General features: G+C 49.2%; 13 protein-coding genes and 1 tRNA gene. 12 read left to right on the forward strand and 2 right to left on the reverse strand.

What is annotated here, in order from left to right; translation table 11 throughout:
- Positions 1–291 precede the first annotated feature (291 nt).
- The 6 genes from BN6628_RS00985 to BN6628_RS01010 all read left to right on the forward strand — a co-directional run bounded on the left by BN6628_RS00985 (position 292) and on the right by BN6628_RS01010 (position 6,547).
- Positions 292–1,266 (forward strand): ABC transporter ATP-binding protein, encoded by a 975-nt coding sequence (locus BN6628_RS00985; protein ID WP_316245819.1) that lies wholly within the window; start codon positions 292–294, stop codon positions 1,264–1,266.
- Complete coding sequence (locus BN6628_RS00990; protein WP_068613004.1) at positions 1,263–2,114, forward strand: ABC transporter permease; 852 nt, start codon at positions 1,263–1,265, stop codon at positions 2,112–2,114. The genes BN6628_RS00985 and BN6628_RS00990 overlap by 4 nt, the downstream gene beginning before the upstream one ends.
- The gene (locus BN6628_RS00995) at positions 2,111–2,917 is read left to right on the forward strand and encodes an ABC transporter permease (protein WP_068613009.1); all 807 of its coding nucleotides are present in this window, start codon (positions 2,111–2,113) and stop codon (positions 2,915–2,917) included. Before BN6628_RS00990 ends, BN6628_RS00995 begins: the two co-directional genes overlap by 4 nt.
- 79 nt (positions 2,918–2,996) lie before the next feature.
- Complete coding sequence (locus tag BN6628_RS01000; RefSeq protein ID WP_068621813.1) at positions 2,997–4,004, forward strand: polyamine ABC transporter substrate-binding protein; 1,008 nt, start codon at positions 2,997–2,999, stop codon at positions 4,002–4,004.
- Between the two features lie 326 nt (positions 4,005–4,330).
- The gene (locus BN6628_RS01005; protein ID WP_068613012.1) at positions 4,331–4,963 is read left to right on the forward strand and encodes a GDSL-type esterase/lipase family protein; all 633 of its coding nucleotides are present in this window, start codon (positions 4,331–4,333) and stop codon (positions 4,961–4,963) included.
- Between the two features lie 501 nt (positions 4,964–5,464).
- Positions 5,465–6,547 (forward strand): PdaC/SigV domain-containing protein, encoded by a 1,083-nt coding sequence (locus BN6628_RS01010; protein WP_082926735.1) that lies wholly within the window; start codon positions 5,465–5,467, stop codon positions 6,545–6,547.
- 89 nt (positions 6,548–6,636) lie between these two features.
- Here BN6628_RS01010 and clpP read toward each other — a convergent pair whose 3' ends face one another.
- Both clpP and BN6628_RS01020 read right to left on the reverse strand, forming a co-directional pair.
- Entirely contained in the window at positions 6,637–7,233 is a 597-nt protein-coding gene (gene clpP, locus BN6628_RS01015) for an ATP-dependent Clp endopeptidase proteolytic subunit ClpP (protein ID WP_068613017.1), read from the reverse strand.
- Positions 7,234–7,569: 336 nt separating this feature from the next.
- A tRNA-Arg gene (locus BN6628_RS01020) sits at positions 7,570–7,644 on the reverse strand.
- Positions 7,645–7,920: 276 nt separating this feature from the next.
- On the opposite strand from BN6628_RS01020, the gene BN6628_RS01025 reads away from it, so the two are divergent.
- The 6 genes from BN6628_RS01025 (at position 7,921) to eno (ending at position 15,077) form a co-directional block, all read left to right on the forward strand.
- Positions 7,921–8,961, forward strand: a complete 1,041-nt coding sequence (locus BN6628_RS01025; RefSeq protein ID WP_068613020.1) for a sugar-binding transcriptional regulator — start codon at positions 7,921–7,923, stop codon at positions 8,959–8,961.
- Between the two features lie 83 nt (positions 8,962–9,044).
- Positions 9,045–10,055 (forward strand): type I glyceraldehyde-3-phosphate dehydrogenase, encoded by a 1,011-nt coding sequence (gap, locus tag BN6628_RS01030; RefSeq protein WP_068613023.1) that lies wholly within the window; start codon positions 9,045–9,047, stop codon positions 10,053–10,055.
- 188 nt (positions 10,056–10,243) lie between these two features.
- Complete coding sequence (locus BN6628_RS01035) at positions 10,244–11,425, forward strand: phosphoglycerate kinase (RefSeq protein ID WP_068613026.1); 1,182 nt, start codon at positions 10,244–10,246, stop codon at positions 11,423–11,425.
- A gap of 30 nt (positions 11,426–11,455) precedes the next feature.
- Positions 11,456–12,208: a triose-phosphate isomerase gene (gene tpiA, locus BN6628_RS01040; RefSeq protein ID WP_068613030.1), complete on the forward strand. Its 753-nt coding sequence runs from the start codon at positions 11,456–11,458 to the stop codon at positions 12,206–12,208.
- Between the two features lies 1 nt (position 12,209).
- Entirely contained in the window at positions 12,210–13,760 is a 1,551-nt protein-coding gene (gene gpmI / locus BN6628_RS01045; protein WP_068613033.1) for a 2,3-bisphosphoglycerate-independent phosphoglycerate mutase, read from the forward strand.
- A 27-nt stretch (positions 13,761–13,787) separates the two neighbouring features.
- Positions 13,788–15,077: a phosphopyruvate hydratase gene (gene eno / locus BN6628_RS01050; RefSeq protein WP_068613036.1), complete on the forward strand. Its 1,290-nt coding sequence runs from the start codon at positions 13,788–13,790 to the stop codon at positions 15,075–15,077.
- Positions 15,078–15,169: the final 92 nt, after the last annotated feature.

Here is a 15,169-nt window from a genome sequence, read left to right on the forward strand (position 1 = left end):
GGGTTTAAACAGATTTAAGATTTACAGGAACGCCCTTCCCCGGGCAATGGGGAAGGGCGTTTTTTGTCACATCTTATCCATCTTCCTGCCTGAAGACCTATAAAGGTGTTGTATCAAGGGGTAAAACAAGGTATATTGAATATGCAAAAAAATGATAGACTAATAGGAGCCATCCCTAGGGATATGGCTTTTTTTTCAGATTGTATATAGAGAGGGGAACCCCGCGGGATTCCCCGTTCGCCAATAGCATGTAAGCTACATAGGAACCCATAATTGAACAATAAGGAGTTGATGCACATGATTGAATTGATTGATGTCCAGAAGCATTTTGCCGGACAAGTCGTTGTGCATCCGCTGAACCTGACGATTAAGGAAGGTGAATTTCTGACCTTGCTCGGGCCCAGCGGCTGTGGGAAGACGACAATTCTCCGGATGATTGCCGGCTTTGAACAACCAACAGAAGGGCGGATTGTGCTGGACGGAGCGGACTTAACCGCACTTCCCCCGAACCGCCGGGACTTGAATCTGGTATTCCAGCATTATGCGCTGTTTCCCCATATGACGGTGGAGGACAATATCGCATTCGGGCTGAAAATGAAAAAGCTGCCGCAGACCGAGATCACAAAGCGGATTGAAGAAGCGGTGGCGATGACCCAGCTGACTCCGCTCGTCAAACGCTTCCCTCACCAGCTGTCCGGTGGACAGCAGCAGCGTGTCGCCATTGCGCGGGCTATCGCTAACAAGCCTAAAGTGCTGCTGCTTGATGAGCCGCTGGGTGCGCTTGATCTCCAGCTTCGGAAGAACCTGCAGTCAGAGCTGAAGCAGCTCCAGCGCAGCCTGGGCATTACGTTCGTGTATGTTACCCATGACCAGGAAGAGGCGATGATGCTCTCTGACCGGATCGTGATTATGAATAATGGACAAGTAGAACAGATTGGGACACCTCGGGAAATTTATGCAACACCTGCTACCTTGTTTGCCGCAACATTCGTGGGAGAGAATAATATATTTTCCCAGGATGGGCGGCTGTTCGCCGTTCGTCCTGAGAAGCTGAGAGCAACCCGGGATACGGCCGCGGCGAAGCGGACCGGAGTGGTTCAAGACGTGCTGTACCTTGGCAGCATTCACAAGGTCATTGTCCAGCTGGACAATGAGCCGATGACGGTTAGTATCGCGCTGGACTTCACGGACGAGCGTCCGTGGGAGATCGGTGAAAGACTCGGGGTGGATTGGGGCCCTGGAGATGAGGTGAATATCGGCGCATGAAGAAATCAGGATTTGCACTGCTTCCAGTCCTGCTGTGGCTGAGTATTTTTCTTGTTATTCCTATGCTTATTGTGGTGGGAATTTCCTTCATGCAAAGAGATGCCGATGGAAACCTGATCTATACGTTTAGTCTGGATGCATACAAAGTCTTCTTTGATTCTCTTTACCTGGGGATTTATTGGGATACAATCGTCTTATCTGTAGCCACAACGGTAATCTGCCTGCTGCTCAGCTATCCGCTGGCTTATTACATCGCCAGATCGGGCCCACGCAGACAGGCTTGGGGGCTTGCCCTCATCACCATTCCGTTCTGGATCAACTTTCTGATCCGGACGTACGCCTGGGTTCTGCTGCTGCGCACGCAGGGTGTGGTGAACAGCCTGCTGATGAATCTTGGCTGGATTTCTGAGCCGATGCAGATGTTGTATACCAAAGGTGCGGTTCTTCTAGGAATGGTATATACCTTCATTCCATTTATGGTGCTGCCGATTTATGTTGCCATCGAGCAGATGGACAGGAGGCTGCTGGAAGCCGCCAGCGACCTTGGAGCTTCCCCTTGGCGTTCGTTCTGGCATATTACCCTGCCGCAGACCAAGTCGGGGATTACGACCGGTGCGGTGCTTGTATATGTCTCAACCACGGGAATGTTTGTGGTGACGGATATCCTTGGAGGCGCCAAGTCGTCCATGATCAGCAACATCATTCAGACGCAGTTCCTAGGGGCGAGAAATTGGCCGTTCGGTGCTGCGCTGTCTGTGATATTTGTGATCACCTCGTTGATCCTGATTGCGTTATTTAACAGGGCGATGACCTCCAGATATGAATCGGTGAAGGGGGGACGGGCATGAGAAGCAAGAAAAGTCCATGGCTTGGCCTTCACTCGCTGTTGATGATGATCTTTATTTACGTGCCGATTCTGTTTATTATCCTGTTCTCATTTAATGATTCCAGGTTATCTGCGGAGTGGCGCGGCTTTACATTCGACTGGTATGTATCGCTGTTTGATAATGATCACGTGATGGATGCCCTGCAGAACAGCTTGATCGTTGCTGTTGTATCCACAATTGTGGCTACCCTGCTGGGGACACTCGCAGCCATTGCTGTCCGCAGATCCAGCCGAAGGCTGAAGCTTGGGACGAATGGGCTGATGTACCTGCCGATCGTGATTCCTGACATTATCATGGGCTTGTCCCTGTTGGTGCTGTTCCGGATACTTGAGATCGATACCGGCAAAACAACGATTATTATTGCTCATATCACTTTTAGCATGTCATATGTATACGTAGTGGTGTCTTCACGCCTTGCCGGCATGGGCAAGCAGCTGGAGGAGGCGGCACAGGATCTCGGAGCAAGCCCGTGGCAGACCTTCCGCCACGTGACCCTGCCCCAAATTACACCAGGCATCATTTCAGGAGCCTTAATTGCTTTTACCATGTCGCTGGATGATTTCATGGTCAGCTTCTTTGTATCGGGGCCTAGCTCAACTACCCTTCCAATCTATATTTACGGGCAGGTCAAGCGGGGTATTTCCCCGGAAATTAACGCGCTCTGTACGATTTTGATCCTGGTAAGTGTAACGCTGATTTTCCTGGCTCAGTATATGCTGAATCGGGGCAAGGGGCAGAAGAAACAGAAAATGCTGCCGTTCTAACACATGAAGAAGTAATGGGAAGAGAGGAGATAACGAATTGAATAAAAAGTTAAAGCTTGTAAGTCTGCTGCTAACCGCCATGTTGGTGGTTTTGGCTTTGGCCGGCTGCGGTTCGAAGAAAGAGACCCTGAATATCTACAGCTGGGCGGATAACTTCGATCCTCAGGTGCTGAAGGATTTCGAAGAGCAGAACAACGTGAAGATCAACTACGATAATTTTGCGAATAACGAGGATCTGCTGGCTAAGATCAAAGCTGGCGGAGGCGGGTATGATTTGATTCAGCCATCCGATTATATGGTGGCCACGATGATCAAGGAGAACCTGCTTGCACCGCTGAACATGGCAAACATTCCTAACTTCGCAAATCTGACGGAGTCGCTCAAGAACCCGCCTTTTGATCCAGGCAATAAGTATTCTATTGTATATATGTCCGGAGTTACCGGGATTGCTTATAACAAGAAATATGTGAAAGAACCGATCTCCAGCTGGGCGGACCTGTGGAACCCGAAATACAAAGGGAAAGTGCTGCTGCTCGATGATAACCGGGAAGTGATTGGAATGTCCCTGAAGAAGAACGGATGGTCGAACAGCTCCACGGACGAGACACAGATCAAGACCTCTGTTGAAGATCTGAAGAAGCTGCTGCCTAGCGTGCTTGCCTTTGATACGGACACCATCAAGCAGAAGATGATTCAGGAAGAAGGCTGGATCGCCACCATGTGGTCGGGAGACGCTTCTTTTGTAGCCAAGGAAAATAAGGATATCGCCTACGTTGTACCTAAGGAGGGCGGTACCATTTTCGCGGATAACTATGCTATCCCTAAGGATGCCAAAAACAAGGAGCTGGCTGAGAAATTCATCAACTATATGATGGATCCGAAGGTCAGTGCGAAGAACTATGAAGCGATCGGGTACAGTGACCCGAATGCCAAAGCGATGGAATTCCACAGCAAAGAATATCGTGACGACAAAATGATTAATTTGTCCGAAGATGAAATGAAACGGACCGAATGGCTCAAGGATGTGGGAAATACCCTGCAGGTGTATGACCGATTCTGGACCGAGCTGAAAAGCGGCCGTGAATAATTGAAGATATATAAAATGAGCTTTAAAAAAATAACCGATCTCAGCGGAGAGGCCGAGTGATTCTGAAGAAGCGGAGCGTCCGCCTTTGTCTCCGAAATGCCCCTACTTGGTTACTAGTTCAAAGGATTTCGGAGACAACAGTGGTCGTAAGAACACTCGGCATCGCAGCGCCCCAAAACGGTAACCTTCATAAGTTCATTTTATATAGTTAAGAAGTCCGCCCTTAAGGGTGGGCTTTTTTGGCTTATGTCCATTAAGGACATCTCCCCGTTGCCTGCTGGGATACCGGTACATAAGATGAACCATATGTATAGGAGGCGATACGGGTGAGCTATCTATATACGGCGATAGGGGATTCCTTGACTACCGGATTCGGGGCTCTGCCCGGCAACGGGTTCGTGCCCACATATCGGCGGATGGCCGAAGGCACACTTCGTACTCAGGTGTACAGCCAGAACCTGGGTGTTAACGGACTGACCTCAGGTGAGCTTGAGCAGCGGCTCCGATATCCGGTCTATCAGCAGGCACTAAGAGATGCCAATATCATAACCATCTCCATTGGTGGAAATGACCTGATCCAAGCCGCAAAAGCAATTCGGCGGACTCCTGCGCGGGAATCCCAGATTCTGAGTCAGTCTTTGGCCGAGTGCAAACGGAATTTTACGGATATCGTCCGCACGGTCTATGGCATCAAGGAGGGGAGCCGCAGCAGGTATATCCTGCGCGTCGTTGGTCTGTACAATCCCCATCCAGAGGTGAGGGAGGGGGATGCTTGGGTTACCCAGTTCAACCGGTATGCTGCCCAGTTCTCAAACCAGGTTTACGGCTTCGCGGATATTTTCCCCATCTTTACCAGAAGGGGCAGGGAGCTGCTCTCCATCGACCAGGTGCATCCGAATGGGCGAGGGTACAAGGTGATGGCCGAGCAGCTTCATAGACTGGGGTATGGGTATTTGTAACAGATCAGCACCGGATATCCGGCAGGTTGAAGCTCATTTTATGAGAGGTGCTGTATCATTGAACTTGAGGATTACCTATAGGCAAGAGTGTTCGATGATTCCGAAGGTGCACAACGGTCGCCTTAGTGACCGGACTCCTATCTTAGAACATTTAATCAAGAAGTCTGGGAACGACAGCGGCCGGAGGGACATTTCATAGGCTGCCATACTGTAAAATCAATAGTTCAACTGATACAGTTCCTATTGAGCAGGTAGGCCATCCAAGCACCCGAAGCCAAGAGCTGAGGGTGTTTTTTTATGTTGAAACAACAATACCTGCTTAAAAAATTACATAATGTTTAAAAAAATGTCATGGTCCGTCCTCGAATGGAAAGAAAGTGTAATGTACATTGTTACCCTTTAATCCCCTTGGATACCTATAATTATGAAGTGTGTTAAAGACGAATGTACTTGAACGATGGGTAATGAACCGGATATTCAACTAAGAAAGGAGTATTCTTGATGAATCAAGGAATGAAATGGAGTGCTGGGCTACTGGCAGCAGCTATATTAGTAGGAGGTGCCGCGGTTCCGGCTGGAACAGGGTATGCCACAAAGGCGGTAGTAAAGAAAGCGGAGACGGCGCAGGTGCCCGTTAGTTTGAAGTGGAACGGCAAGGTGTCCAAGGACAAAGGAATGCTGATCGGAGGACGGGTGTTCGTTCCGGTTACTTTTCTGCGTGATACAGTGGGGATGAAATTCACCTATGATGCCAAGTCCCATGTCTACAGCATTGGGGATGGATACCGCAAGCTTAACTTGGCTGTATCTACAGATGCGGCAGCTACAAATCTCAACGGGTACTATCTACCAGATGAATATGGCCACAAGATGATCAAAGGTCATTTATACGTACCTTACAAGCTGCTTAATGATTATATGGGGCTGCAGTCCAACTGGGATACGAAGACCAAGCAGCTGAGCGTGGGGGCGCGTAGGGAGAATGCCATTCAGATCAAGACTGTAACGGTAGACAAAACCTTCAAAGGCGCAACGGCCAAGCTGCAGTACCCGCAAATTAGCGGGCTGGCGGATGAAGCTGTCCAGAAGGCGATCAATGACACGCTGAAAACCCACATGGACAAGTTCGTGGCTGCTGCGGAGAAGGAGCTTAAGAAGCGGACAGCACAAGAGAACAAGTATGAGTATGACAGCAATTATATCGTTACATTTAATGAAAAAGGCGTACTGAGTCTCGTGGTGGCGCAGGGTTCTTATACAGGAGGGGCGCATGGTCTAACCCTTACAGACGGGTTCACCTTCTCGCTCAAGGATGGCAAGCAGCTGGGCATGAGCGATCTGCTGAAGAGCAATCCGAATTACAAGAAGCAGCTGAATCAGGAGCTTGGCAAGAAGCTGAAAGCAAATGGCGGCTACCTGGGCGGCTTTAAAGGATTGACTTCGGACAAAAACTTCTATCTGAAGCCAAACACCCTGACAATTTACTTCCAGCCTTATGAATATACCGCTTTTGCTGAAGGAACCGTTCAGTATGATTTTGCCCTTAGTGATTTAGTTGCCAAGGGAGCAAATCCGTTTAAATAAGAAGGAAGAGTCAAATTAAGCTGATATCAAAATGAAAACCCCCGCTTCGCTGTTTAGCGAAGACGGGGGCTTGTTGTTTTAACCAGAAATTATACGCCTTGCGGACCGGTCTTCTCGATAACCTTATCGACAATACCGTAGTCTTTGGCTTCATATGCGCTCATGAAGTAATCACGGTCGGTATCCTTCTCAATTCGCTCAAGCGGCTGGCCTGTGCGCTCAGCCAGAATCTTGTTCAGAGAATCGCGCATCTTGAGGATGCGGCGGGCACGGATTTCAATATCCGTAGCTTGACCTTCGGCTCCACCCAGCGGCTGGTGAATCATGATCTCACTATTCGGAAGTGCGAAGCGCTTGCCCTTCTCTCCGGCATTCAGCAGGAATGCACCCATGGAAGCCGCGAGGCCCACACAGATAGTGGAGACGTCCGACTTGATGAACTGCATGGTATCATAAATAGCCATACCGGCTGTGATCGAGCCGCCTGGACTGTTGATATACAGATGAATATCTTTACCCGGGTCTTCAGCATCGAGGAACAGCATTTGCGCAATAATGGAGTTGGCAACCACGTCATTTACCTGGGTTCCAAGGAAGATGATACGATCCTTAAGAAGTCTGGAATAAATGTCATAAGCACGTTCACCGCGATTGCTTTGTTCGACAACCATAGGAATATAGCTCATTAGAAAACCCTCCTTAAAAGTGTTTGGATAAAAGAATTAAGTTGATGCATCATTCCATCCCTTACATCATTGACCAAAAAGATGAGGTCAAAACGGGGGGACAAGCCAAAAATAATATGTAGGCTGTCTGGCTATGGAATCTTAAGCAGTATGGATGAACTTAGGAAATCAAGCTTCAAAATCCGCTGTTCTGCAGTAAGTTCATTCCATAATAACCACATCATAAACAATTTCAAACATAAAGTCAAAGAAAGTCAAACTAATTATAAAAAAAAGGCCCGCTTTCGGGTGGGTTTGGTTAAACATATTAAAGGTATTCAGAAATTACCAAAATTATGGCGCGCCCGCGAGGAATTGAACCTCGATCTCAGGCTTCGGAGGCCTGCGTCATATCCATTGGACCACGGGCGCAAATTTAGAGTAACAAAAATGATTATATGATATCGCTAATTAAATTGCAAGCTTAATCTACATTACACCGCTGAAGTGCTTGATGGATCAGGCATTTTGCATAAACAAGACAAGCGAGGTAAATTATACGGTCGTCAGACTTGCAAGAGAGGGGGAAATTGGGTAGAATGTAGGTGGGACTTAAAAAGTTAACCCGGGACATTTTAAGGCCAACTGGCTGTTTAGCTGGTTCGTTTATTGATGAAGATGAGATGAATGTCGAGCAGGAGTGAAAGCATGCGAAATATATTGGAAATCCAAAAGCAGCTTCTGCCTGATCTCATGGATGTTCTCAAGAAAAGATACACAATTCTTCATCAGATCAAGCTTGCCGGAGTGATTGGCCGCAGGACGCTAGCCGCTTCCCTTAATATGACGGAGCGGGTGCTGCGGGCTGAGACAGACCTGCTTAAAGCACAGGGACTGATTGAAATTGAGAATACCGGGATGGCCATCAGCGAAGCTGGGAGCAACCTGGTCGAGATGCTGGAGCCCCTGGTTAAGGAACTGCTCGGTCTTGCCGCATTGGAAGAGAGAATCCGCAAAGCCTATGGGCTTCGCAAGGTCATCGTCGTTCCTGGCGATTGGGACGTCTCCCCGGAGACGAAGCAAGAGCTTGGACGGGCGGGAGCCAAGGCACTCCTTGAGGTCATGGAGGAGGGGGATGTGGTCGCTGTAACCGGCGGCACAACCATTGCCGAGGTAGCCGAGAAGCTGACTATGCCGGCCCAGGCGCCGCTGAAGGATAGTTGGTTCGTACCAGCCCGAGGTGGACTTGGAGAGAACCTGGAGATCCAGGCCAACACCATTGCTTCTACTATGGCAAAACGCGTAGGCGCAGGCTATCGTCTGCTGCACGTACCCGATCTTCTAGGCAAAGAGGCTTACCATTCCCTGGTCAGCGATCCGAACACACAGGAAATCGTGGCTTTGATCCGCAAGGCAAGAATTGTCGTTCATGGCATCGGGGATGCTATGGAAATGGCCCACAGGCGTAAGCTGGATGCCTCCATGCTTGAGGAGATTCAGAAGGAAGGAGCTCTTGCTGAATCGTTCGGTTACTATTTCGATAAAGATGGCATGGTTGTCCACAAGATGCTGACGCTTGGTCTGAGACTTGAAGATATCATTTCCACAGAGGTGGTTATCGGAATCGCAGGCGGCCGAAGCAAAGCCAAGGCCATTCACGCAGTGCTGCGTTTTGGCCATGAGGATATTCTGGTGACGGACGAAGCGGCAGCTAAGGAGCTTGTCAGCTGGCTTGACCACAGTTCATGATGCAATAAGATAAATAGGGTTACTCATGACGGCTAATGCTGTCTTGAATAAATAAAAAAAACGAAATTTGGGAGGAACTATCAATGAGTGTAAAAGTTGGTATTAATGGATTTGGCCGTATCGGACGTCTTGCTTTCCGTCGTATTCAAAACGTGGAAGGTATTGAAGTAGTAGCTATCAACGACCTGACAGATGCTAAAATGTTGGCTCATTTGCTTAAATACGACACTACACAAGGCAGATTCAACGGTGAAGTTGAAGTTCATGACGGATTCTTCAAAGTTAACGGCAAAGAAGTTAAAGTTCTTGCCAACCGCAACCCTGAAGAATTGCCATGGGGCGAGCTCGGCGTTGATATCGTTCTTGAGTGTACAGGTTTCTTCACTACTAAAGAAAAAGCTGAACTTCACCTCAAAGGCGGCGCTAAAAAAGTGGTTATCTCCGCTCCAGCTACCGGCGACATGAAGACGATCGTATATAACGTTAACCATGAGACTCTTGATGGTTCCGAAACTGTAATCTCTGGCGCATCTTGCACAACCAACTGCTTGGCTCCAATGGCTAAGACACTGAATGACAAATTCGGTATCGTTGAAGGCTTGATGACTACAATCCACGCTTACACAGGTGACCAAAACACACTTGATGCTCCGCATGCAAAAGGTGACTTCAGACGTGCCCGTGCTGCTGCTGAGAACATCATCCCTAACACTACAGGTGCTGCTAAAGCAATCGGTCTGGTTATTCCAGAACTGCAAGGCAAACTTGACGGTGCCGCACAACGCGTTCCAGTACCAACTGGTTCCCTGACTGAGCTGGTAACTGTTCTTGAGAAGAAAGTTACTGTAGACGAAGTTAACGCAGCTATGAAAGCAGCTTCCGATCCTGAAACTTACGGATACACTGAAGAAGAGCTTGTATCTTCCGATATCGTAGGTATCACTTACGGTTCCCTGTTCGATGCAACTCAGACTAAAGTTCTGTCCGTTGGCGACAAGCAGTTGGTTAAAACTGTAGCTTGGTACGACAACGAAATGTCTTACACAGCTCAATTGGTTCGTACTCTTGAGTACTTTGCTAAGAAAGCTCAATAAGACCGGACAAATCCAAATTTAATTCCAAAGAGGAGCAACCTGAACTTAAGGACTCCTCTTTGGTTCATGCTGAATAACCCATACTTATACAAATGATAAATATATAGAGATAACCATGCTTAAGAGAACCTTGTACCAAATGCACATGAACGGATATACAGCAAAGATTATTTAGGAGGAACGTGGAGATGACCAAGAAAAGTGTACGTGACGTCGAAGTAAATGGAAAACGCGTGTTTGTGCGTGTGGATTTCAATGTGCCGCTCGAGAACGGCAAGATTACAGATGATACCCGCATTCGGGAGACACTTCCAACCATTAAGTACCTGATCGAGAATGGGGCAAAAGTGATTCTGGCGAGCCACCTTGGACGTCCTAAGGGTGAGTTCGTGGATTCCCTTCGTCTGACACCAGCTGCAGAGCGCTTGTCCGAGCTGCTTGGCAAACCGGTAGCCAAAGCGGATGAGGCTGTAGGCGAAGCAGTTAAAGCTAAAGTTGATGCTTTGAACAATGGCGATGTTCTTGTGCTTGAGAACGTCCGCTTTTACCCAGGTGAAGAGAAGAACGATCCTGAGCTTGCAAAACAATTTGCGGAGCTTGCCGATCTATTCGTGAATGACGCATTTGGCGCGGCCCACCGTGCCCATGCTTCGACCGAAGGTATCGCTCACTTGATCCCTGCCGTTTCCGGTCTGCTGATGGAGAAAGAGCTGTCCGTTCTGGGCAAAGCACTTTCCAACCCTGAACGTCCTTTCACTGCAATCATTGGCGGTTCTAAAGTGAAAGACAAAATCGATGTTATTGACAACCTGTTGACTCTTGCAGACAACGTTCTGATCGGTGGCGGTCTGTCCTATACGTTCTTCAAAGCCCAAGGCTATGAAGTAGGACAATCCCTGCTGGATAAAGAGAAGCTGGACGTGGCTCTGGGCTTCATCGAAAAAGCGAAGAAGCTTGGCAAGAACTTCTTGCTTCCGGTTGACGTGGTCATCTCCGATGACTTCAGTGCCGATGCGAACACTGATATTGTAGGTATCGACGGTATTCCTTCCGATTGGGAAGGCGTGGATATCGGACCGAAGACCCGCGAGCTGTATGCGGATGTAATCAAGAACTCCAAGCTGGTTGTATGGAACGGACCTATGGGCGTATTCGAAATCGAACCATTCGCTGGCGGTACGCGTGCGGTAGCTGAAGCTTGTGCGGAGACCGAAGCTTACACCATTATCGGTGGCGGTGACTCTGCAGCGGCAGCTGAGAAGTTCCACCTGGCTGACAAAATGAACCACATCTCTACTGGCGGCGGCGCCTCCCTCGAGTTCATGGAAGGTAAGAAGCTTCCAGGCGTTGAAGCCTTGAACGATAAGTAAAACTGAAATACCAGACAAGGAGTGAGCCTTTTGAGAACACCGATCATTGCAGGGAACTGGAAAATGTTTAAAACCGTTTCCGAAACAAAAGCATTCTTTGCGGACGTTAAAGGCAAAGCGGAAGTAGAAGGCGTAGAGAGCGTAATCTGCGCTCCATTCACCAACCTTCCGGCTTTGGTGGAAGCGGCAAAGGGAACCTCGATTAAAATCGGCGCCCAGAACCTGCATTTCGAAGATGAAGGTGCCTTCACCGGTGAAATCAGCGGAGCAATGCTGAAAGAACTTGGCGTGGATTATGTCATTATTGGGCATTCCGAGCGCCGGGCTTACTTCGGTGAGACTGATGAAATCGTCAATAAGAAGGTGCATGCTGCATTCAAACACGGCATTACACCGATCCCATGTGTGGGTGAGAAGCTGGAAGAGCGTGAAGCTGGCCAGACTAAAGATGTGGTTAAGGTTCAGACTGAAGCCGCTCTTAAAGGCCTTTCCGCTGAGCAAGCGGCACAGGTTGTTATTGCTTATGAGCCGATCTGGGCGATTGGGACAGGAAAGTCTTCCACCGCACAAGATGCGAATGAAGTCATCTCCTTCATTCGTTCGATTGTAACGGATCTGTACAACACAGATGTAGCATCCAAAATCCGCATTCAATACGGCGGCAGCGTGAAGCCTGAGAATGTGAAGGAATATCTGGGACAAAGCGATATCGATGGAGCGCTCGTAGGCGGTGCAAGCTTGCAGCCTGCTTCTTATATCGCACTTGTCGAGGGGGCAAAGTAAGATGTCAGCACCAAGACCTGTAGCACTGATCATCATGGACGGTTTCGGACTTCGCGGTACGGAAGAAGGCAACGCGGTTGCCCAGGCGAAGAAACCGAATTACGACAGATACCTTAAGATGTACCCGAACACCACGCTTACAGCATGTGGGGAAGCGGTAGGCCTGCCTGCCGGGCAAATGGGGAACTCTGAGGTAGGACACCTTAACATCGGTGCCGGCCGGATCGTCTATCAGGACCTTACCCGGATTGACAAATCGATCCGCGAGGGTGAGTTCTTTACGAACCCAACGCTGGTTGAGGCTGTGCGCAGTGCCAAGACAAACGGCAAGAAGCTTCATCTTTATGGGCTTCTGTCCGATGGCGGCGTACACAGTCATATTGACCATTTGTTTGCTATGCTGGACCTAGCGAAGAAGGAAGATATGCACGAAGTGTATATCCATGCTTTCCTGGATGGCCGCGATGTGGCCCCAGACAGTGCAAAGGGCTTCCTTCAGAAGCTGGTGGCTAAGATTGAAGAAGTGGGCGTTGGACGGATCGCAACCGTTCAAGGACGCTATTATGCCATGGACCGCGACAAGCGTTGGGAGCGGGTGGAGAAGTCCTACCGTGCCATCGTCTATGGAGACGGACCAAAATATACGGATCCAATTCAGGCAGTTACGGAATCCTATGAGAAGTCGGTTTATGACGAGTTCGTTGAGCCGACAGTAATCGTAGACGGTTCCGGTAACCCCGTAGGACTGGTTGAGTCGGGAGACTCCGTAGTCTTCTTGAACTTCCGTCCTGACCGTGCAATTCAGCTGTCCCAAGTGTTCACCAACACGGACTTCCGCGGTTTCGACCGTGGTCCTAAGTTCCCGGTTGGACTGCACTTCGTATGCTTGACACTGTTTAGCGAGACTGTTGGAGGCTTTGTAGCCTATGAGCCGAAGAATCTCGACAACACACTGGGTGAGGTTCTCGTTCAGCAGGGCAAGACCCAGCTGCGGATTGCCGAAACCGAGAAGTATCCGCACGTAACCTTCTTCTTCAGCGGTGGACGGGATGTTCAGCTTGAAGGGGAGACTCGCGTTCTGATCAACTCCCCTAAGGTGGCAACGTATGACCTGAAGCCGGAGATGAGCGCTTACGAGGTTGCGGAAGCGGCAGTGAAGGAGATTGAGTCGGACAAACACGACGCGATTATCCTGAACTTTGCCAACCCGGATATGGTAGGCCACTCCGGTATGCTTGAACCGACGATCAAAGCGGTTGAAGTGACCGATGAGTGTGTCGGTAAAGTCGTGGATGCTGTACTGGCTAAAGGCGGGGTCACTATTATTATTGCTGACCACGGTAACGCCGACATGGTATTTGATGAGCAAGGCCGTCCGTTCACTGCACATACCACAAATCCGGTACCGTTCATTGTGACGTCCGAAGACGTGATTCTGCGTGAGAGCGGCATTCTGGCCGATGTGGCCCCTACCATCCTGGATCTGATGGGACTTCCGCAGCCTGCGGAAATGACCGGACAATCCATGATTGCCAGCCGTAAATCGAAATAACATTTTAAATAAAAAGGAGACTTTAACATGACTATTATTTCTGACGTATATGCACGCGAAGTCCTTGACTCCCGCGGTAACCCTACAGTTGAAGTTGAAGTATATCTGGAATCCGGCGCTATTGGCCGTGCGATCGTGCCATCCGGCGCATCCACAGGCGCACACGAAGCTGTTGAGCTTCGCGATGGCGACAAATCCCGTTACCTCGGTAAAGGCGTTCTGAAAGCTGTTGAGAACGTGAACGAAATCATAGCTCCAGAAGTTATCGGTATGGACGCGCTTGATCAACTGGGTATCGACAAATTGATGATCAACCTGGATGGCACGCCGAACAAAGGCAAGCTGGGCGCTAACGCGATTCTGGCTGTGTCCATGGCGGTTGCCCGCGCTGCTGCTGATGCTCTTGATCTGCCGCTGTATGTATACCTTGGCGGATTCAACGCAAAACAACTTCCAGTTCCAATGATGAACATCGTTAACGGTGGCGCACATGCCGACAACAACGTTGACGTACAAGAGTTCATGATTCTTCCTGTAGGCGCTCCTTCCTTTAAGGAAGCTCTTCGTACAGGTGCAGAAATCTTCCACAGCCTGAAGTCCGTACTGGGCAGCAAAGGCCTGAGCACTGCAGTAGGTGACGAGGGTGGATTCGCTCCTAACTTTGGTTCCAACGAGGAAGCTTTGACTACAATCATCGAAGCTATCGAAAAAGCCGGCTACAAACCAGGTGTAGACGTATTCCTGGGTATGGACGTAGCTTCCACAGAGTTCTACAAGAACGGTAAATATGAGCTTGAAGGCGAAGGCAAATCTTACACTTCCGCTGAGTTCGTAGACCTTCTGGCTTCTTGGGTAGACAAATACCCAATCATCACCATCGAAGATGGCTGCTCCGAAGACGATTGGGAAGGTTGGAAGCTGCTCACTCAGAAACTGGGCGACAAAATCCAATTGGTTGGTGACGACTTGTTCGTAACTAACACTGAGCGTCTGGCTAAAGGTATCGAAGAGAACATCGGTAACTCCATCCTGATCAAAGTAAACCAAATCGGTACTTTGACAGAAACTTTCGATGCCATCGAGCTTGCTAAACGCAACGGATATACTGCTGTAATCTCCCACCGTTCCGGTGAGTCCGAAGACAGCACAATTGCGGATATCGCGGTTGCAACGAATGCTGGCCAAATCAAAACAGGTGCACCTTCCCGTACAGACCGTATTGCGAAGTACAACCAATTGCTCCGCATTGAAGATCAGTTGAATGAGCTTGCTCAATACAACGGTCTGAAATCCTTCTACAACTTGAAAAACATATAAGAAACGGACCATTCCGTTTCTGACATAGCTTAGAGACCTCAGAGGTGCCCGAATGGGTGCGCAGCTGGGGTCTCTTTGTCTATACGGCTCCA

Origin of the sequence: Paenibacillus tuaregi (assembly GCF_900086655.1) — a bacterium.
Lineage (GTDB): Bacteria > Bacillota > Bacilli > Paenibacillales > Paenibacillaceae > Fontibacillus > Fontibacillus tuaregi.

Bases quoted from the DNA above. Each gene is read 5' to 3' on its own strand.
- BN6628_RS00985 (WP_316245819.1), top strand. From the start codon at position 292: ATGCACATGATTGAATTGATTGATGTCCAGAAGCATTTTGCCGGACAA.
- BN6628_RS00990 (WP_068613004.1), top strand. From the start codon at position 1,263: ATGAAGAAATCAGGATTTGCACTGCTTCCAGTCCTGCTGTGGCTGAGT.
- BN6628_RS00995 (WP_068613009.1), top strand. From the start codon at position 2,111: ATGAGAAGCAAGAAAAGTCCATGGCTTGGCCTTCACTCGCTGTTGATG.
- BN6628_RS01000 (WP_068621813.1), top strand. From the start codon at position 2,997: ATGTTGGTGGTTTTGGCTTTGGCCGGCTGCGGTTCGAAGAAAGAGACC.
- BN6628_RS01010 (WP_082926735.1), top strand. From the start codon at position 5,465: ATGAATCAAGGAATGAAATGGAGTGCTGGGCTACTGGCAGCAGCTATA.
- clpP (WP_068613017.1), bottom strand. From the start codon at position 7,233: ATGAGCTATATTCCTATGGTTGTCGAACAAAGCAATCGCGGTGAACGT.
- BN6628_RS01025 (WP_068613020.1), top strand. From the start codon at position 7,921: ATGCGAAATATATTGGAAATCCAAAAGCAGCTTCTGCCTGATCTCATG.
- gap (WP_068613023.1), top strand. From the start codon at position 9,045: ATGAGTGTAAAAGTTGGTATTAATGGATTTGGCCGTATCGGACGTCTT.
- BN6628_RS01035 (WP_068613026.1), top strand. From the start codon at position 10,244: ATGACCAAGAAAAGTGTACGTGACGTCGAAGTAAATGGAAAACGCGTG.
- gpmI (WP_068613033.1), top strand. From the start codon at position 12,210: ATGTCAGCACCAAGACCTGTAGCACTGATCATCATGGACGGTTTCGGA.
- eno (WP_068613036.1), top strand. From the start codon at position 13,788: ATGACTATTATTTCTGACGTATATGCACGCGAAGTCCTTGACTCCCGC.